The 20,073-nt window shown below is 43.7% G+C and carries 14 protein-coding genes and 1 pseudogene; 8 read left to right on the forward strand and 7 right to left on the reverse strand.

The genetic code is table 11. The features are described 5' to 3' along the window. Window position 1 precedes the first annotated feature (1 nt). From DFQ01_RS30855 to DFQ01_RS15050, 3 genes are all read left to right on the forward strand, one after another. Window positions 2-466 carry a hypothetical protein gene (locus DFQ01_RS30855; protein ID WP_146216881.1) on the forward strand — a complete coding sequence of 155 codons (465 nt, stop codon included), beginning with the start codon at window positions 2-4 and terminating at the stop codon, window positions 464-466. 118 nt (window positions 467-584) lie between these two features. Next, entirely contained in the window at window positions 585-1,007 is a 423-nt protein-coding gene (locus DFQ01_RS15040) for a hypothetical protein (RefSeq protein ID WP_146216882.1), read from the forward strand. A gap of 754 nt (window positions 1,008-1,761) precedes the next feature. After that, window positions 1,762-4,335, forward strand: coding sequence for a helicase C-terminal domain-containing protein (locus DFQ01_RS15050; RefSeq protein WP_110044721.1), 2,574 nt, complete (start codon window positions 1,762-1,764; stop codon window positions 4,333-4,335). A gap of 121 nt (window positions 4,336-4,456) precedes the next feature. On the opposite strand, the gene DFQ01_RS15055 is transcribed toward DFQ01_RS15050, so the two are convergent. Then, entirely contained in the window at window positions 4,457-5,875 is a 1,419-nt protein-coding gene (locus DFQ01_RS15055; protein WP_110044722.1) for a hypothetical protein, read from the reverse strand. Between the two features lie 159 nt (window positions 5,876-6,034). Between DFQ01_RS15055 and DFQ01_RS15060 the strand changes: the two genes are divergently transcribed. From DFQ01_RS15060 to DFQ01_RS15070, 3 genes are all read left to right on the forward strand, one after another. Next, window positions 6,035-6,301, forward strand: coding sequence for a PKD domain-containing protein (locus DFQ01_RS15060; protein ID WP_146216883.1), 267 nt, complete (start codon window positions 6,035-6,037; stop codon window positions 6,299-6,301). Window positions 6,302-6,379: 78 nt separating this feature from the next. Then, window positions 6,380-6,667 carry a hypothetical protein gene (locus DFQ01_RS15065; protein ID WP_110044724.1) on the forward strand — a complete coding sequence of 96 codons (288 nt, stop codon included), beginning with the start codon at window positions 6,380-6,382 and terminating at the stop codon, window positions 6,665-6,667. 617 nt (window positions 6,668-7,284) lie between these two features. Further along, complete coding sequence (locus DFQ01_RS15070) at window positions 7,285-7,785, forward strand: toll/interleukin-1 receptor domain-containing protein (RefSeq protein WP_245946692.1); 501 nt, start codon at window positions 7,285-7,287, stop codon at window positions 7,783-7,785. A 200-nt stretch (window positions 7,786-7,985) separates the two neighbouring features. On the opposite strand, the pseudogene DFQ01_RS15075 reads toward DFQ01_RS15070, so the two are convergent. After that, window positions 7,986-8,621: pseudogene (locus tag DFQ01_RS15075) on the reverse strand (recombinase family protein). A gap of 343 nt (window positions 8,622-8,964) precedes the next feature. On the opposite strand from DFQ01_RS15075, the gene DFQ01_RS15080 reads away from it, so the two are divergent. Next, on the forward strand, window positions 8,965-9,624 hold the full coding sequence (locus DFQ01_RS15080) for a DUF3800 domain-containing protein (RefSeq protein WP_245946693.1): 660 nt from the start codon (window positions 8,965-8,967) through the stop codon (window positions 9,622-9,624). A gap of 914 nt (window positions 9,625-10,538) precedes the next feature. Here the strand turns inward: DFQ01_RS15080 and DFQ01_RS15085 are convergent. The 5 genes from DFQ01_RS15085 to DFQ01_RS15105 all read right to left on the reverse strand — a co-directional run bounded on the left by DFQ01_RS15085 (window position 10,539) and on the right by DFQ01_RS15105 (window position 16,036). After that, window positions 10,539-11,705, reverse strand: a complete 1,167-nt coding sequence (locus DFQ01_RS15085; RefSeq protein WP_110044727.1) for a DUF3800 domain-containing protein — start codon at window positions 11,703-11,705, stop codon at window positions 10,539-10,541. A gap of 185 nt (window positions 11,706-11,890) precedes the next feature. After that, on the reverse strand, window positions 11,891-12,250 hold the full coding sequence (locus tag DFQ01_RS15090; protein WP_110044728.1) for an integrase core domain-containing protein: 360 nt from the start codon (window positions 12,248-12,250) through the stop codon (window positions 11,891-11,893). 206 nt (window positions 12,251-12,456) lie between these two features. Further along, window positions 12,457-14,034, reverse strand: a complete 1,578-nt coding sequence (locus tag DFQ01_RS15095; protein ID WP_110044729.1) for a spore germination protein — start codon at window positions 14,032-14,034, stop codon at window positions 12,457-12,459. Next, a complete protein-coding gene (locus DFQ01_RS15100; RefSeq protein ID WP_110044730.1) occupies window positions 14,006-15,187 on the reverse strand; it encodes a GerAB/ArcD/ProY family transporter in 1,182 nt (393 codons plus the stop codon). The genes DFQ01_RS15095 and DFQ01_RS15100 overlap by 29 nt, the downstream gene beginning before the upstream one ends. Window positions 15,188-15,382: 195 nt before the next feature. After that, a complete protein-coding gene (locus DFQ01_RS15105; RefSeq protein ID WP_110044731.1) occupies window positions 15,383-16,036 on the reverse strand; it encodes a GerAB/ArcD/ProY family transporter in 654 nt (217 codons plus the stop codon). 156 nt (window positions 16,037-16,192) lie between these two features. Here DFQ01_RS15105 and DFQ01_RS15110 point away from each other — a divergent pair. Next, a partial coding sequence (locus DFQ01_RS15110) for a cadherin-like beta sandwich domain-containing protein (RefSeq protein WP_110044732.1) occupies window positions 16,193-20,073 on the forward strand: 3,881 nt, incomplete at its 3' end.

Genomic DNA, 20,073 nt, shown 5'->3' on the forward strand with positions numbered 1-20,073 from the left:
AATGAGGGTCGTATTAAATAATTATACTAGTGGTTTAAGGAAGCTGATGTATTTCGCAATAATTTCAACGATAGCTTTCTCGATCAATGTGACTCCGACGTCAGCCTATAGTTACAGTGACTGCAGCGATTCCTTAACCCAATGCCAAAAACTAACACTGAGTGCATCGGATCATGAAGGTTATTCCGCAATTATAACTATCCCTTCAGGTCAGACTAAGACGATATATGCTGAGTGGGTAAACGATGGTTCCCTTCACGGTGTGGGATTTGGTATTTATAAAGTTTCAGGAAGTTCAGGGGTGTCAGATGATGTCTTGGTACAGTCATCGTCTGCCGCTTATAATAATGGATGGGATAATACTAGTGTGGTTGCAGGTGCAGGTCAATATTATTTAAGAGCTGTATGTGGTGGTGCAGGTCAAGTTGGATGTACTGGATCTGGGGAAATTAGTGCTTCAAAATAGACCTAAAGTTAAAACAGCCAATCATTGATTGGCTGTTTTTTACTTTTTAGAAAAGAAGGGAAGTAAAAATGAATAGCTGATAATGATTCATGGAAAAGATAAATATGAGGTGATAAACTTGTTCAAGAAAAAGATGTTATTGCTAATCTTGGCAATTTCTTTAAGCGCGAATGTTCAATCAGTCACAGCAGCCAGTGTCAGCCCAGTTGAAAAAGATAATGTAGAGTGGATTGCTCTGTGGCAATTTCCTCAAAACCGCGAGGATCGATTAGAAAGAATGTTAGTTGTCGAACTCCAACGGAAGATATTATATGGTTTGCAGCAACGACATTTTGTAAAACCTGGGAAAGATGTGTTGTATTCATTTGAACCATTTAAAGTAATTGAAATGCAAGAGGACCATGGTATATCTAAGCTAATTGTAATTGCAATTGCACAACAAGAGAAGCCAGACGTAAGAAATAAAGAGAAGTACAAAATTTCTTTCGTGCATGACTATGAAAAAGGATTTGTTATCTCTGACATTGACAAATTAGAATGAAATTTTAATCTTCACCTTAAAAGTTGGTGGGTTTTCTGGGAAAAGGAAAAACTCCTCCGGATATGTTGCCAGTAGAAGGGCCACGAAAAAACATGTTTCTTAGTCTCTCCGTTGAGGGCACGCTAGACGCTTCCGACACGTTACATTTCGTCTAGTTTGATTCACTTTACGAACAGGCCTCAGGGAGCGCGTGAATTCGTAGGAGACGAACTCGGTCTCGGCCGTCCTCGACCGGCGGAAGAGCTCCGTGTTTAGCTCATTTTGATAATCTAGCTCACAACTGGAAGCGCCATGTTCATCGATTAAGATCGTGACGATGATGTCGATGTCTGAATAAAGACAGAAACGACCACTAGGTTTAGCTAGTGGCCGTTTCTATGTGCAAGTTCTGGTTCTCGAAATCAGATACTCGATGGTAAAAGGTTCTTTGCTTCATATTTAATCGCTTCATGGCTGCTATCGCTGTTAGTTGGCCGGCCTTCCACTCATGATAGACTTGATTGAAGGCGGGAGTGATAGCTTTCTTAGGACGACTGAATGTTTTGCCAGCAGCTTTGTCCACATCGATTCCTTCCGATTGTCGTTTCCGGTTGTTCTTGCGATCTTGCTCAGCGCTACGTAGGCGAGGAGGCTCAGAAATGGATCCTCCATGCCTTTTGGCCTAAGGTGGGAACAAACTTCTAGCTTCAGCAGGACTATTATCCCACAACGTAGAAGTTATTACCTATACAACCAATTTTGAGGTGATGATTCTATGGTATTTCGAATTCCTGGTAAAGATAAATACGTTCCCCCCAATATAATTGCATTGTTCCATCGACTTGGGAAGTTGGAACGCTTATCGCATGAACAGGGAGAGTCTTTCAAAGAGTATGAAACCATACGGAAAACCTGTAGTGATATTGCGATTGAGATGCCTGCTGGGCTTGGTAAAACCTTAGTAGGCGGTTTAATAGGGGAATTTAACCGACTAACCCAGAACTGGCGGATTGTCTATGCTTGTGCGAATAAACAGCTAGCAGCGCAAACTCATGCTCTATTACAGTCCTATGGTGTTCAATCTGTACTATTAGTGGGACAAAAAGAAAGCTTTCAAGTTCATGATTTTAACCGTTATCAACGAGCGGCTGCTGTTGCAGTTACAGTTTACAGTCATATTTTTAATATAAGCCCTGCTTTCTCAGATGCACATCAAATTATCTTTGATGATGCGCATGCTGCCGAATATGCAATATCGGATTTTTGGAGTTTAACTATCAAAAAAGAAAAACATCCAGAGATCTTTACTGCCCTATTTGAGACTTTGGGGGATGCGATTGCTTCACATGTTCAGGATCGAGTTCTTCATGGAATGTTTGATCCTCTCCATGATGGAGTAGATATCATTCCTTTGGCATTATGGATTGAGAAAAAAGATGAGATACGTAGCTTGCTATCTTCCAAGGTAGATGGGACGGATTTGTATTTTTCGTGGAGCAGAATAGTTAATCATCTCCACGCATGTCAGATATATATTTCCCATGATACATTCACTATTCGACCGATCTTGCCTCCAAATCTAAAAAGACAGACGGCTGCATTCGCTAGCTCCAGAGAACGTATTTATATGAGTGCTACTGTTGGAGATGCAGGAGAGTTGGAGCGAATATTTGGTGTAGCACATATCCATCGTATTTCAAAGTTTTCGGTTGATGCGAATAAAATCTCTGGACGTAGATTGATATTATTTCCTGAAGATCACTTTTCTAAGGATCAGCTATGGGAAGTTCTCGCTGAAACGATTCGTATGCAATCACGGGCACTAATTTTATGTCCATCGTATCCTGTACTTCAGCACGTACTTAATAAGCTGAAAGAGCACATTCCTGACTACTCAGTTTTCTTATCAAAAGATATTGAAGAAAGCATGGAACCATTTGTTTCATCTCAAAAGGGAGTTTTGCTGCTAGCAGGTCGTTATGAAGGAATCGATTTAAAAGATGATCAATGTCGATTGCAAATAATTTATGAATTGCCTGTAGCAATAGGAACATCTGAACAGTTTCTTCAAGCGCGCTTGCGAGTAAAAGAGTTGTTACGTACAATGCTGGCTACTCGTATTCTTCAGGGTCTAGGCAGATGCACGCGTGGACATAAAGATTATGCGTCCGTTCTTTTTGTAGGTAAAAGAGTCGGTGAGTACATGTATAAAGACGAGTTTCTAGGGATGTTGCCTGCAGAGGTGGATGCTGAAATATCATTTGGATTCGAACAGATTGAACAAATTCGCGATCTTTCAACCTGGAAACAGGCATTACAGATATTTTTTGATCAAGGCGAGGAATGGTCCGAAATTGAAGGACATATCCAAACCTTAACTGACGAAAAAAATAAGGCCCGTATACGCGAAGTGATCTTTAACGAATCATTACGTCTATCGGCTGCCGATGAATTATCCTACCTGTATTCTATTTGGGAAGGCGAGTTTGAAAAAGCTCATCAATCGGCTGACCAGGTACTTAAACATTTTGGCCGTCAAGAAACACTTAAAGGATATAGAGCTTGGTGGAATTATTTAATTGCTTCAGTCGGTGTACTGCAAGGTGAGAAAGAAAAGGCACGAGAATACCATCAAAAGGCTGTAAATGCTGCAGATTATAAACTATGGTTGGATAAAAGAGTTTTTAATGAACGACAAATAGGGGAAGATGAGAATTTTCCTGAACTTGTTGAATACCAACTCAACACTATGCTCGCTGTATTGGAGAGTTATGGTGATCGTAGCAATCGTTTTGATAAACATTGGGCTACTATGGTTGACGGGCTCTCAAGTCCAATTGCTGAAACATATGAGCCTGCACTGTGTACGCTTGGGCAGTTCTTAGGGTTTGAATCAGATAGGCCAAAAGGCAAGGGCACTCCTGATGGAGTATGGCTCAGTCTAAGCTGTGGGATTGTTTTTGAAGCCAAGACTAATGTTGAGAAGCCAGAAGGTGCAATCTCATTGGATGATATTCGTCAAACCGGATATCACGAAAACTATGTTCGCAAAAATTATCCAGTTAGTGATTCGATTACCATTACAACTGTCATGATCTGTCCGAAACAGTATGTTGAGAAATATGCTGAACATACTACTGAAGGAATTTTTCTATTAGAACCCAAGTTTATCTTGGAACTTGCTAATGTACTGGAGCCATGTTTGCGAGTAGCTCTTCAGAAACTGAAATATGCTGGATATGAAGATGCTCGGTCGACATTGGGACAATTGATCATTGAGCATTCACTAACAATACAAACTATTGTTGAGAACATGCAACAAGTTGAATTGGTCGATGTAGTAAAATAGGAAGAGTCTGAAAAGGCTACGAATTAATGTAGTCTAAATCCATCTGAAACAAATATAAACTACTAGGTAAATAAGAATCGGACAGAGAGTAATGGTGTCGCACCTTCTCTGTCTGATTTTGTTATTTTACACCTTGAACAAAAGAGGTAATAGTCGACCGAAGATCGGAATTGTCATCAATTGTACACTCAAAAATAGGGACATTAAATGTGACTATTTCACTTTCCATATAAGTAAAGGCATGTCCGCCGGCGCCAGAATAATTGGTTGCAGACCACCCTAAAGATTGAATCAGAAGTGTTTCACCAATTTCAACAATTGCTGCGTATCCATAGTCAATTTGATTACGAGCCTCATCTTGTATTCTTCTAATACGAAGAATGAACTTTAGATGTTTTTTAATCGAAGGATTATTAATGAATTGAATAAGACTCTGATTGTAACTAGTCGAACCAGAACTAATTTCATTATAAACAGTATTTTTATTGTTGTCGGTAGTATTTGATATTGGATTGTTATTTTTAGTGATAATAGCCTGTGGGTGACGCTCCCATCCCCATAGTTGAAGACGCTCTTTTGCATCTGGTATGTCCTGGGCATCGAAAGTAACTTCATCCCAATTTTCTACCTGAAACTGTTCTACACCAGCTAACTCAGCAGTACCCAAAAGAAGATCTAGAACAGATTTTACAATTCCGTTCGTCCATGCAACAGATTCGAAATTAATTGTATGCAGATGTAGAACTTTGGTTACAGCATGTTCCCCGTTGGAATTCATGGTATATGATTTTCTTACTATTGCCTCAATCCCACCGAACAAATAACGTGTGTTACGGTTAACCTGATAATCCCATATATCTTTGGGATCTTGGTGGTCCCTGTAAACAAAGAGAGATGCATCGTCGTCTTCTTCTATTGGAAAATTGATTCGATAACGAAATCCCTCTGTAAGTTTTTCATCTTTTTTTATTCTAAATGAAGTTTTTGAATTATTAAACCAAGCTTGATCACATTGATAAACACTCGGTAATAAAAGACCCCGGAACTGGTTTGCTGAAAGCCCATCATCCAAAGGAAGTGTGTTCATCCATTTTGTTATTACATATTCGTTTGAATTGTTAAATAGCTCGAAAATTTTTTTAAACATAATATAACCTTCGTACGAGTAATTGTTAGCTAATCGAGAGTTCATAAACCCAAAGGTTCTACCATCACTATAAATAATTGACCAGTATGTTTTAGCTGCTGATCTAGAATGACCATCATTCATGATCTTCGATTCCAATATCCCTAAGTACCGCTTTTCATTAGCTTTCACACCTTCGGATATGTATTTTTTAATAAATTCAAAAGCTTCATTATTAACTCCATCTGTCATTTGGACATAACGATTCTTTACGTTATTAGACCAGGCGGTAGAATAGAATGAAGATAAGGGAGTGTATACATTAGCCGGTTTAAGATCAAACAGTTCCATTTTTTCTTTTAAAGAAAAGTTAAGACTTGATGAAACCCTAAAACAGATAGGATTATCTTTCATCTGAAACACTCCTTAATAGTTATTATTACGTATACAAAATTGTATACGTGTATTGTATACGAATAGTGTATGTCATTATTTAGGATGTGTAAATGTGACTAAAATAAAGTGTTTTTTGGCTCTGATTGGCTGCCGAAACCGGCCTTTGAAGGTGACGATGTGAAAATAACGAATACGTCGACCAATCCAGACAATAATATGCTCACTTCACAGTGGAATATTGAATTCCCTGACGGTACGGTTAAATCTGGATCCTCTACAGATATGACCATTAGCGGAGCTGATACGGTAAACCATCCTGGTGCATACGTGGTGACCCTTACGGTTACGGATCCGAAAGGAGCAACGGACACTATTACCAAAACCATTCAAATCGGTGAGTTAGGCATCACGGGAATCGTGACGCACACAGAGGATTGGGAGTAGCATAGGAAGGATTGGAACAACCATTATCCAGACAGCCAAAGATCAGAAGACACATTCTGGGCGGGAGAACGGTTTGTATTGAAGAGCTCAACGACCGACACCGGAGCGATCGCAACTAATGCAAGCAGCGTGAGCGTTACTGCCGTTTCTATTGGCAGTACAACGCTGTCGTCCAGTGATAGAGTGAATTGGACTGGCTATATTGGGTCAGACCAGGCTGATGTAAAGCTGGAGTCTCTGAAGGATGGTCAGTATAAGTTTACATTTGTGGCTAAGTACCCTAATGGTGTTGTGAAAACGACATCAGTCTTGGTCAACATTAGTGGCAAGTGGACGGATTATTTCAAGTTCCATCAGAGTTGGTGATTCTGAAGTTGATAAAGTCGTCTTTCACTAAACGGTTGTTAATCGTAAGCATGGAATAGAAGTGAGAGTGAAATACAAGTCCCTTATGGAATGCAATTCTGTAAGAGCCCTGTTCAAAATGTGTCAGCGTGTAGTACGAAGAAGCAAGTTATATGTTCTGATAGATTCGTTATTTAGTATTCCTACTGTACTTCACGCTTTCTCGGCCAATCCATCGTTCATAGATTTATGGTTTTAGCTTTCGTCGCTCCTACTCCAACGTTATTTTTCTAAGAGAATAAATTGTTTAGTGATTGCATCCTACATAGGAAATTACTAACAGGTTGGTTTTAGTGATTGAGTAGAAGGTAGATGATATAATATCTAAGAACTACACATTCAAGGGAGGTAGAGACATGGCCAGATGCACGGCTCCAGTAAGGGGACATAGCTCAGCGAGTGCCGCAGAAAATTGCCCAGCGTGTCGGGGACGTAGAGGCTATAGTGGTGGTTACAGTGTCTACGAGACGTATTCATCCCCGTCTTACACCCAGTCAAGTGGGGGCAACCGAAGCAGCGGCGGCGGTTCCGGTAGCCGCAATATAAAGGCGAAATGGTCGAGAGCAGGCTCCACAGTGTTGTACACGCCTGCAGAAGTTCGGGCACTTACGCCAATCCGCAACAACGTAGAAAATCTGGCAAATGAGAAGCCTGACCTTCGGGACGTCTTCCTCTGCCATGCGTGGGATGACCGGAAGGGGGTCGCCAAGGAACTGCACGATATGCTTGAGTCACGTGGTGTCTCTGTCTGGTTCAGCGAAAAGGACGCAGGCCTCGGCGTGCCGTTGCTTCGCTCCATCGACAAGGGCTTGGCGAATTCGCGAGTTGGGATTGTGCTGGTGACCCCTGCCCTGCTAAAACGTCTCAAATCAGAGGGCATCGCAGACAAAGAACTTTCAGCACTCCTCGCTCGTGACCGACTTGTTCCAATTGTGCACGAGACCACGTACGAAGAGCTCCGCGATGTCAGTCCCTTGCTCGGTTCACGAGCCGGCCTAGACACTGCAGAAGAGCCAATGGCCGACGTCGCAGACAAGCTCTCAGAGCTGGTCGCCCCCCTAATAGTAAACGTTGAATAGCCCTTATCTTTCATTTAGGGGGGATGCGTCGGGAGGATTGCAGGTCAACTCGGCGTCGAGCTCATTTTTAATTGGAGTCACAAATAGAAGCGTCATGTTCAACTGTCTATTCATCGTGATGATGATGTAGGTAGGTGGGAGTGGATTTGCGAGATCAAATTTGATGCATTTATGCATCAATAATAAAATAGAAACGGCCACTAGTTAAACCTAGTGGCCGTTTCTATGTGCAAGTTCTGATTCTCGAAATCAGATACTCGACGGTAAAAAGTTCGTTGCTTCATATTCAAACGTTTCATGGCTGCTACCGCTGTTAGTTGGCCGGATTTCCACTCATCATAGACTTGATTGAAGGCTGGAGTGATAGCCTTCTTAGGACGACTGAATGTTTTGCCGGCTGCTTTGGCCACAGCGATTCCTTCCGATTGTCGTTTCCGATTATTCTTCCGGTCTTGCTCAGCTACGTATGCGAGGAGGCTCAGAAATTGGTCTTCCATTACTTTACCGAAATCGCCCATGTTTCTGAATTTACGGCTATCGAATAATATCTCGTTATCCAAGCAGACGATATCTGCTTTAATATCGCGGGTAATATACTTCCATTGATCGATGATGCCGTCATAGTTACGGCCAAGTCGATCTAGGGCGTCAAGATAAAGTAAGTCTCCTTCCCGAAGCATAAGAAGCATTGCCTGGTAGCGCGGACGATTAAAATCTTTACCGCTCATCTTATCGACAAAAATGTAACGATCATCGATGCCCAAATCCCGAAATTATAAGAGCTGCCGTTCGGGATTCTGATCTTTAGCCGAAACTCGACCATAACCGATTTTCAATGAAGTCACACTCCTGTATATGTGTCATAAATCATTAAAACATTAAGGCACATGTCAAAACAATTATACGGGCATTTTGGCATGAATTTTTATTAACTTCTGGAACTATGCCAATAAGCATACTTTTTGTCAGACTATAGTGTTAACAAGTACATAAGAAAAGAATTGTAAATGTTCTTATTTCAGTACCTGTCATTAAAGTCAATGAGGGCTTGACAGATTGGGTTAGCCTTCTTTGAGAGGGAATTTATAATTACATATATGAAAGATTATTTGAATTTATTGCGGTATAATAGAGAGTGGGGGTACCCATCATATTAATACCTAGTAGGTGACAATCAGGATGATTCTCAACTTCGATGAATCTGGGAACATGGGGAATAGCGGTAGATATTTTGTAATTGCATGCGTAGCTGGGCATGAATTGAAGCCGCTAGTCAATGTCATGAATAAGGCAATTATTAATGTTAAGAAGCAGTTCAAGCAATATGCTAATCTCGATGAGATTAAAGCTTCAAAAGCTAGCCCAGTAGTAAAAGAATATATTCTCAGGAAAATCGCATCTAAAGATATTCAGATTAGATATATAGTTGCAGACCTGCATCATATTAAGCCGCAACTTCTTAGTGATCAAAACACTCTGTACAATTACCTATTATCTTTCATCATACGGCCTGTTGCATCGACTGCGTTTGTAAGAGGATTACAACTTAACTTGGACAAACGATCCATTAAGGTAGGATCTGAGAATTCATTCGAGGATTACTTAAAGATTAAGGTGCGATATGAGGATCAGAATCTGATTCCTATCACAGTTAAGTATATTGAATCGCAAAATTCAGTATTGATACAAGCAGCGGACTTTGTAGCTAACGCAATTTATTCAAAGTATGAATATGGGAATGATTATTTCTATGACATCATCGATCCAAAGATATATCGTCTAGAACGGTTTCCATATGCGCAATTTGGTAAAGATAAAGTTGTGGGGGGAAGTAGATAATAATCGGCGCAGGTAAATAAATTTATTTACAAAATGGTATGAAGTGGTGTAATATTTAAGTGCGCGAGTAAGCCCTGATAAAACGTGTGAACTCACATACACATAAACTGCCTGTTTGGTAGTCGTTCTCCGGCATTGCGCATAAATACCGATAACAAAGACCTAGCATATGAGGTCTTTTTTTTGTTTATATATAGTGGGTAGTGTAAGCCCCTCTAAAGAGTGCGCAACGATCAAGCGCAAAAGCTGCAGTCTGCAGCCTTTTACTGGGCTATTGTCCGGAGGGAGAGTCACTCTCCCTCCATCACTTTTCTTTGCTATCTTGTGCCCGCAGTACTACATTAAAAGCGATGGAGTGCATTTTTATAGTTGAGGAATCAGTATTACCGCTTTCTCAGTTTCGTCCTTGTGATCGTTGTTGGTGCGGCAGGACGGCCGAACTGCCATGGCTGCGGAAGCGCCCGCGGTAGTAGTATATGCGGACAACTTTCATCCCTTCCTTTGTCTGATTTACCGTGCGGCATTCAAACGGATAGCTACTGCCGCCATGACCCGGAAATTTTGTTAAAGTGAACTGTGAATTTGATAGACGGAACGTGGAGGCGCTGAGACGTGTGTAGTTTTGTTTAGCAAATAGTGACGGGAGGTAACAAGCTTGACTAGAAAAATAAGAAACGATTGCACTGTTGATACGTTTGAGAAAAAACATGGCCTGCCTGCTGGTACGATTTGGACACGCGCAGCGACAAGCTGCAAAAAAGCCGATAAAAAGCGGTAGGACACAAAAGGCACTCATCTGCGGGTGCCTAAAATTTCGCCCTACTTATGATACGGTTCACCGTATCATAAGTAGGGCGAAATTTGCTTCAGCATGTTGTTTAAATATTAAAACGTAAGAGGAAACTCCAACTCAGCTACTTAAGGAGATTATTTTCTCTCATTTGCTGTTGACGAGATGCTTCTAGCTTCTCCATGGCTTTAATTCCAGACTGCATTTTTTGTTGCGTTATTGGTTTGGACATAATTTCATTGAACGAGTATTTTAGATCGGCCTCTAAATGCTTACTACTAAAGTGAAATATGTTACTTCTGCTAATAATGCAGTTCATTAAATTCCGAGCATTTCCCATTATATCTTTACCTTTATCCACTTTTTGCGTCATCATCCAAAGCACTACGTCCACGATCTGTAAAAATGGTGAGTTTGCTGATGAGCCGAGTTCCAGTTCGGCCAAAATTGTATCAGAATCTTTAACTTCATGTAAGAGAAATTGGTTGGATTGGTCTATTCTAATCCGCTTCAAGAGAGAAAAACTATGTTGAATGTATTTTCCAAATTCGCTTTGTTCGTCATGGATTATTTTTGTTGCCTTCATTTCATATTCCTCTGCAATATAGTGCAGACCATGAAGGAGTGTTGTTATGGATACAAGGTTAGGAGATTCGTATTGGAGGCTTCTGAAATCTTCAATGCCTTCTGGCTTCTTTGTTCGTTCACTCAATAAAGAGTCTGGTTCCTTAATTCCCCATGCTATTGCATCTAAGACCAATTGTCGCCCTCGTTGATTGCTCTTTGGAAATTGACGCTCTATTTTTGAACGGAATCTTATAAGAAACTCACGGAATTCTTCGGAGTCCCCTGCTAGATGGATGTTCCAGAAATCTTTTCGGTCTTTTTCATCCATCATAATATCAACGTAGTAAGCGAGCATTTTTTTATTGAAGGGGACGTTATAGTGGAACGCAGTCACTGCTGGGTTGTTGACGTTGTCAAATAACGCGTCAGCTAGCCTCATTGCTGAAATATGAGATTTCTCTACTCGTGTAAACATAAATCTAGCATTCAAAGTCTCAATAATATCAATCAGTTGCTTGGCAATTTCATTTATACGCCTAAGTCCCAATTTACTCCCATGAAGCTCTTTGCTTCCCACTTTTTGAGCTATAGAAGTGATGTCACAAGGAAACCTAACCCCTTGTGTAACCACCATTGTCCCGGTCCAGAAGAAAGGCTGTCTCTTATCGAAAAGATCAATACCAGTATTCCCCGATTCGTCAATATATGCTTCAAAGTGCATCATTTTACGATCCCCCTTATTTTAAGAGTGTAATATAGTGTGTACATAAGTACAAATAAGATATCTGGTAAAAATTAGGTTAGTTAACCGGTCTAACCCTCGAATAATGGACACAGCAACACCTCTTATTCGATTGTTAGTATAGAATTGTTTGAGCTTTCTTCGATTTACGTTGTTTTATCTTCGTCCTACACTTTTATTTCCTTAGGCTTCGTAATTCCAAGCTTTATTGCATCTATATATTCGTATGGCGACATATCATAAATGCTGCTATGCATGCGCTCATGGTTGTAGTTGTAGATAAAACCGACTACAATTTCATATGCATGCTGATAGCTCTCAAATTCATGCCGTTGATAACACTCTGACTCCAGAATAGCGTGGAATGACTCGATATGAGCGTTCTTATTCGGCGTCTTGGGCGGTATTCGTTCATGGATCATTTCGAATTGTTCACAGGTCTCTGCAAACCGATGGCTTATGAACTGAGGCCCATTGTCTGACCGCATGACTGGCCGATTCGCTTTACCAAAAAGTTGACGCTTCATCAGCGCCTCCTGCGTGATCTGAACAAGGTGCTTGGCTTCGCAGGACAAGCCGAGATGGTAGGCGGGCGGGAGTAGTTGCTAAGCAGATTCAGATAGTGCCAGCACCAAAGAAAGGTAGCTGATTTTATAGATTAATGTTTTCGAAGTTAAGCCCCACAGATAAAGGAATAATGAGAATTAAGGGTCGATATCTCTGGCTTCATCGCTCAAGCCCCTTCCTGATCTGGATCGGGTCGTTTGCCGCCGCCAATCCGATTCTGATTCGGGATCTGATTAGAGGCCATGCCGATCGGTCGTTTGCGCATTGCCCACCATGGGACACGAATGAACGTGTCCTTAAGATTTGAAACAATCAATGGTGAAAATGGAAGCAAGTAAGGTTTACCGAATGAACGGAGTCCGCACAAATGAGCCAACAGCACCATTAGTCCCGACATAATGCCAAACAATCCAAACGAGCCAGCTAGGATCATGAGTACGAACCGAATGAGCCTTGCGGCAATCCCCATATTAACTGCAGGTATAACGAAGCTCGCGATTGCTGTGAACGAGACGACAATAACCATCGCTGCAGAGACAAGACCGGCTTGAACGGCTGCTTGACCAAGTACGAGTGCGCCAACGATTGAGATCGCAGGGCCGATAATACGAGGCATCCGGACCCCGGCCTCACGCAATATTTCGAAGGTGATCTCCATTAGAAATGCTTCAACAAGTGCTGGGAATGGAACCCCTTCACGCTGCGCAGCAAGACTAATCAGCAGGGAGGTTGGCAGCATCTCCTGATGAAACGTCGTAATGGCGATATAGAGCGATGGCAGCAGCATCGAAATAAAGAAGGACGTCATCCGAATGAGCCGGAGAAACGTCGATATATCATAGCGCTGATAGTAATCCTCGCTCGATTGAAAAAATTTCACGAAGGTGACAGGTGTGATGAGAACAAACGGGGTGCCCGACACCATAATGACGACTTGCCCCTCTAGAATGCTCGCACAGGCTGTATCTGGCCGTTCTGTATTCTGGATCAGCGGAAACGGTGTAAACGCTTTGTCTTGAATAAACTCCTCGATGTATCCACTTTCTAGAATTGCATCAATCTCAATCTGTTTGATACGGCGATGCACTTCTTTCACGACATCATCCTGCGCAATCCCCTGCAAGTAAATGACAGCGATGTTCGTACGTGTCTCTCGTCCGACGATCTTGTAGTCAAAGCGCAATTTAGGGGATTTAATTATTCGTCGAACGAGTGCCGTATTCGTCCTCAAATTCTCTGTGAAGCCTTCCTTCGGACCACGAACAACGGTCTGGGAGGTTGGCTCTTCCACTGACCGACCTTCTCCGCCAGTCGTATCGATAATGATTGCTCTGAGGCTTCCATCTACAAGAATGACAGAGCTGCCCTCAAGCATCGCATATCCCACTTCCTCAATGGCTGTGGCTGGAAAGATTTTGCCGACTGCAATCGACCGTTCCATCAGATGCGTGTATAAGCTATCCGCCTCTTCTTTTACTTGGCTGTTGGCATCTTCCAATAAACCAAGCAGCATCGTACCAATTGCAGTGCCATCCACAATGCCATCCATATAAAACAAGACATATCGCTGATTAGGAAATGATCGATGCGTCAGCGTCCGGCAAACGATATCCGCTCCTCCGCCAAGGAATCGCTCAAGCCGCTCCATATTTTGTTCCAAGTCGGGAACAAGCAGCTGTTCGCCATGCTGTCTTTGGTCATCGCCAGCTTGTTTATCATTGCCTGCTGATTGCTTCTTGAACATCAACGGATTCCTTTCTCGCTTCATTAGTTGCCTCAACTTGTACGCTCTTAGTGCTGCTAGCACTGTTGGATTTGGAGCGAACTTTCTTCCTCAGTAACATAACAAGCAGCAGAACAATTGGAATGACGATTTGAAAAATCGGAAAATGAAATTTCAGATTTCGTTCAAACCCTACGTTGACTTGATGCATATAACTTTTGAACCAGAAAGATCCGCAATAAATGCCGATACCAATCGGAATAGCCGCAATGCGAAGCGAAATACGAAACAAATAAGAAAATGCAATCGATGCGCCCAAATAATAAGCCGTAAGCTTCACGTATACCGCCGAAAACAAAAGCAACGACACAAGGGGATCAATTCTCTCTAAAGAATCGCCTAGCTCGACAAAGGTTGTAGCAAGTAGTAGTGGAACGACGCTCCAACTTGCAAATTGGCCAAGGGACGCAATCGTAATGATATTCATAAGTGTAATAAAGGAGCCGGCAAACACATAGCCCTTAATCGTTATCCTCATCACGACCTCATAGTTATCTGCGGCGATATAACGCCAAAACATGAGAAAAAGAACCATCTCTCCATATGGGAAGGAGATGATCTCTGGAATAGCTGCAGCCCACACTGGCTTGAAGCCGTGTTCGAATATTGGCATCAATCGGCCCAGGTCGATCAACCCAGCACTAAGAAGTAGAACGAAAAGCACAATGTAGATCGTTATTAAAATTGGAAGCAGCACTTCCACCATTCGAAAGAGGATACTTGGTCCCCCGAGAACTGCATAACCGCTAATGAAGCATATGATCAGAATAACCATCGATAGTGGTGTATCCGGTAGTAAAAACATGATGGAAAGATCTGCGAACTCGCGAACATTGCGAATGCATTTGTAGCTATAATAGATAACGTAGATAAATCCGAACACGAAACCGATAGTGCGGCCAAAATATAGCTTAAAAATCTCGATTAGATTTCTATCTGGTTCAAGCTTCTGTATTTGCAGCGTTATACAGCTAAGCAGCAGCAGTCCCGCCAGCGCACCGACGAGTACAGACATCCAAGCATCACGATCTGCATTACCTCCTAACAGAAACAACGAAGAGCTTCCGATCAAGAACAGTATGACGGTCGAAGCTAGTTGTCTTGGGGATATCATAGCCAGTTCTGTCTCCTCCTAGTATCAGAATTATGTACTTTACCATCCCCTAATCAATGGGAAACAATGCACGTAAATTACTTTTGTTTCTATAACACTATTACGTTTATCCGTTTTCAGAGTGATTAATGAACTGGATGATGCCTAAGTAGCGATGATGAGAGTTAGATGTAAGTGACTTGCGCCAATTCTGAACTAATAAAGGCAGGACCGTCGTAAATGCGAATATTTCCCCGGACGGGATAACAGAATGGATGGATAAACCGTGTTTAAGACGGCCCCCCAATTACCTCGATTGACTGGCAGAAGATTTTCAAACTTCATTTCTTCAGAGAAGAATACTGCTAAAAGCCCAATGATGCCCAGGCACAGAATGATGAATATATAGACTTGCGCAAGGCGGAACAACACCTCGACTCCATTGCTAAGTACATAAATCATGACGATCGCCATAGTTGCATTAATAACGAACAAAGGTGTTTCATCATAAGCGGAGGCAATCAGAAGATCACCTGCCTCACGAAGATTGCGAGCGGCGTTATAAATGAAATAAGCAAGAATAAACAAGCTTAGCGGAAAAGCGAGATACGGTCCGAGTATGCGCCGCATGTAGGCACTTATGATAAGCTCAGGATACTGTCGGAACAAGTAATTGTATAGCGCATAAAGAAGGAGCGCACCAGGAATCGCAATCAGGATGGATAGCCAAGTGGCATGATTGGATTTCAAGCCAATGTGAACGACAATTGCTGTTCCGAACTCGAATAAAATCATAAGCGACAACAGCTGTTTCGTATGAATCATCTGTTTTGGTTGCATAAGCTCCTCCAGACCCAATCTGTTATTCATCTAATCATTCCTAAATGAGGGCGGCATTATGAAGAAGCGCTACTGGCGTATAAAGGCCGCTTAAACCTTTTAAGAATTCATTAATGTTGTCGGCCATCCGTTAAATGTTATGGTTCATTAATAGCAACCAAAAAAAGATGGAGGGATACAACTGCTATGGGCTTTAAAACTCGTCGAATGTTGACGCTGCTTATCATTGGTTTACTAGTAACAGGACTGATTCCAATCCGAATCGAACGTGTTTTGGCGGGAACCGGTGGAGAGATTTATACCATTGCCGGAGGCAACTATGGTGATTCGGGGGATGGGGGTTCAGCGACTGATGCGGAGTTATCCTACCCGTCAGCTGTAGCAATGGATGGCAGCGGGAATTTGTACATCGCGGATATTAACAACAACAAGATAAGAAAGATATCAACCGATGGTTCCATCCGTACGGTGGCGGGAACCGGTAATTATGGTTACGCGGGAGACGGTGGTCAGGCTGTTGATGCTGAGTTGCGCAGCCCGTCAGGAGTGGCGGTAGATCAAGCTGGCAATCTGTATATTGCCGATAAGTATAATAACAGAATACGGAAGGTAGCAACGGATGGAGAGATTACCACGATTGCGGGCACCGGAAGCAGTGGTTATTTTGGAGACGGTGGTCAAGCTGTTGATGCTAAGCTGAGCAGTCCAAGCGGAGTGGCGGTAGATAGCGCTGGAAATATCTATATCGCAGACACTTCCAACCATCGAATTCGGAAAGTTGATCCTTCCGGCAGCATCTCGACGGTAGCGGGATCTGATGATAGCGGTTATTCGGGCGACGACGTATCGGCCGTTGAGGCGAGGTTATATTATCCAAATGCAGTGGCGGTAGACCATGCTGGCAATCTGTATATTGCCGATACGTACAATAATAGAATAAGGAAAGTAGATGCGAGCGGGAATATTAGCACCGTGGCCGGGTCGTCGAGCACGGGTGGCTATTCAGGCGACGGCGGTCAGGCTGTTGACGCACAATTGAATGAACCGGAAGGTATAGCAGTTGACGGCAGCGGGAATTTGTATATCGCGGATACAGACAACAACAGGATTAGAAAAGTGATACCAAACGGCATAATTATGACAATAACGGGAACGGGGACATCTGGTTATTCGGGGGATGGAGGTCCAGGGAAACTTGCAGAAATAGACGGGCCTGCCGGATTAGTGATAAGTAGCAGTGGGGACATGTATATTGCCGATAAATACAACTATGCGATACGCAAGCAAGTTACTTACATCCCTTCGAGCGATGCGAGTTTAAACAATATCGTGCTGTCGAGCGGCACGTTAAGCCCGGCATTCGCACCCGGCACACTTGAATACTCAGCAAGCGTCGTGAATGGGGTCAGCAGTATTCGCGTGACGCCAACGACGTCGGACTCTTTAATAACGGTGAAGGTAAACGGAGCAAGTGTGGCTAGCGGGTCCCAGTCAGGAGATATTACCCTTGATGTAGGGAGCAATACGATTACACTAGTGGCTTTGGCGGAGGATGGCGTAACGACGAAAAGATACACCATAACGATAGAGCGTTTACGCAGCAGTAACGCCAATCTAAGTCAACTGACGTTATCAAGCGGCGCGTTAAGCCCGTCGTTCGCCTCAAACACAACGAGCTACACAGCGATTGCAAATCAGAGTGGGATAACGGTGACTCCAACCATGGCGGATGCAATGGCTGCTGTAAAGGTGAACGGGACGACGGTTGCGAATGGTGCTGCGTCACCATTGATCCCGCTTTCAGTTGGCAATACTGGGATTGTAATTGAAGTAACGGCGCAGGATGGAACAACGACGAAGACTTACACAATTAATGTAACGAGAACGATAAGCTCAGATGCCAATTTAAGTGGACTAGTCCTATCGAACGGTACGTTAAGTCCAACATTCGAAGCGGGAACAACGAACTATATGGCAGCTGTAGGCAATAGTGTGAGCAGCATAACGATCAAGCCAACAGTTGCGGATAGTAGTTCAACCGTGAGCGTGAATGACGAGCCGGTGAATAGCGGCGAAGCATCCGCATCGCTTCCGCTCATTGTAGGAAGTAATACGATAACGGTGAAGGTAACGGCCGAGGATGGAACGTTTAAGACGTACACCGTGACGGTAACGCGAGCGGCAAGCAGTAACGCAGACTTGAGCGATTTGGCGTTATCGAGCGGCACGCTAACGCCATCATTCCTGCCGGGAACATACAAGGCGAGTGTGGGCAATAACGTAAGCAGCGTTACGATTAAGCCGACAGCAGCGGACCCGACGCATGCAACAGTTATGATTAGTCTCTACAACGGAAGTGGAGACCTGATGAGCGGACCGTTGCCGGTAGCCAGCGGTACGGCATCGCCGTCGCTGGCGTTAGGGGTAGGTAATAATACAATTAGTTTATTGGTTACGGCCGAGGATGGAACGACGAAAACATACACAGTAACGATAACGCGGGGCGCAAGCAGCGATGCGGAGTTGAGTAATTTAACATTGTCGAACGGTACACTGACGCCGGCGTTCGGGGGTACGTACACGGCAAGCGTAGGAAATAGCGTGAACAGCATCACAGTAACAGCGACATTCTCGGACGCTGTCAATGCTGCGGCTGCGGCAAGTGTCTATGATAGTGGCGGTACATTAGTGAGTGGTCCACATCTGTTGATCAGCGGGGAAGCATCGCCGTCGCTTCCGCTGAGCGTAGGAAGCAATGAGATTTCCATTATCGTGACGGCCCAAGACGGTACGTCCAGAACGTACACGGTAATGGTAACGCGAGCAGCACAAAGCAACAATGCAGATTTAAGCGGATTAGTGTTATCGAATGGAACGCTTAGCCCGATGTTCGGGGCAGGAACAATCAGCTATACGGCAAGCGTAGGCAATGGTGTAAGCAATATTACGCTAACGCCAACGGTAGCGGATAGCAGTTCGACCGTGAGCGTGAATGACGAATCGGTGAATAGCGGCGAAGCCTCTACATCGCTTCCGCTCATTGTAGGGAGCAATACGATAACGGTGAAGGTTACCGCTGGGAATGGAACAACCAAGATTTACACGGTAACGGTAACTAGAGGAGCACTGAGCAACAATACAGATTTAAGCGGATTAGTGTTATCGAGCGGCACGCTTAGCCCGGTGTTCGGGGCAGGAACGATCAACTATACGGCAAGCGTGGGTAATGGTGTAAGCAGCATAACGATCAAGCCAACGGTTGCGGATAGCCGTTCAACTGTGAGCGTGAACGATGTTCCGGTGAATAGCGGGGAAGCATCTGCATCGCTTCCGCTCATTGTAGGAAGTAATACGATAACGGTGAAGGTAACGGCCGAGGATGGAACGTTTAAGACGTACACCGTGACGGTAACGCGAGCGGCAAGCAGTAACGCAGACTTGAGCGATTTGGCGTTATCGAGCGGCACGCTAACGCCATCATTCCTGCCGGGAACGTACAAGGCGGGTGTGGGCAATAACGTAAGCAGCGTTACGATTAAGCCGACAGCAGCGGACCCGACGTATGCAACAGTTATGATTAGTCTCTACAACGGAAGTGGAGACCTGATGAGCGGACCGTTGCCGGTAGCCAGCGGTACGGCATCGCCGTCGCTGGCGTTAGGGGTAGGTAATAATACAATTAGTTTATTGGTTACGGCCGAGGATGGAACGACGAAAACATACACAGTAACGATAACGCGGGGCGCAAGCAGCGATGCGGAGCTGAGTAATTTAACATTGTCGAACGGTACACTGACGCCGGCGTTCGGGGGTACGTACACGGCAAGCGTAGGAAATAGCGTGAACAGCATCACAGTAACAGCGACATTCTCGGACGCTGTCGATGCTGCGGCTGCGGCAAGTGTCTATGATAGTGGCGGTACATTAGTGAGTGGTCCACATCTGTTGATCAGCGGGGAAGCATCGCCGTCGCTTCCGCTGAGCGTAGGAAGCAATGAGATTTCCATTATCGTGACGGCCCAAGACGGTACGTCCAGAACGTACACGGTAATGGTAACGCGAGCAGT

The sequence above is a fragment of the Paenibacillus cellulosilyticus genome (genome assembly GCF_003182255.1).
GTDB lineage: Bacteria > Bacillota > Bacilli > Paenibacillales > Paenibacillaceae > Paenibacillus_T > Paenibacillus_T cellulosilyticus.

Coding starts and splice junctions, on each gene's coding strand:
- DFQ01_RS30855 (WP_146216881.1), top strand. CDS start 2: ATGAGGGTCGTATTAAATAATTATACTAGTGGTTTAAGGAAGCTGATG.
- DFQ01_RS15050 (WP_110044721.1), top strand. CDS start 1,762: ATGGTATTTCGAATTCCTGGTAAAGATAAATACGTTCCCCCCAATATA.
- DFQ01_RS15055 (WP_110044722.1), bottom strand. CDS start 5,875: ATGAAAGATAATCCTATCTGTTTTAGGGTTTCATCAAGTCTTAACTTT.
- DFQ01_RS15080 (WP_245946693.1), top strand. CDS start 8,965: ATGATTCTCAACTTCGATGAATCTGGGAACATGGGGAATAGCGGTAGA.
- DFQ01_RS15085 (WP_110044727.1), bottom strand. CDS start 11,705: ATGATGCACTTTGAAGCATATATTGACGAATCGGGGAATACTGGTATT.
- DFQ01_RS15090 (WP_110044728.1), bottom strand. CDS start 12,250: ATGAAGCGTCAACTTTTTGGTAAAGCGAATCGGCCAGTCATGCGGTCA.
- DFQ01_RS15095 (WP_110044729.1), bottom strand. CDS start 14,034: ATGTTCAAGAAGCAATCAGCAGGCAATGATAAACAAGCTGGCGATGAC.
- DFQ01_RS15100 (WP_110044730.1), bottom strand. CDS start 15,187: ATGATATCCCCAAGACAACTAGCTTCGACCGTCATACTGTTCTTGATC.
- DFQ01_RS15105 (WP_110044731.1), bottom strand. CDS start 16,036: ATGAATAACAGATTGGGTCTGGAGGAGCTTATGCAACCAAAACAGATG.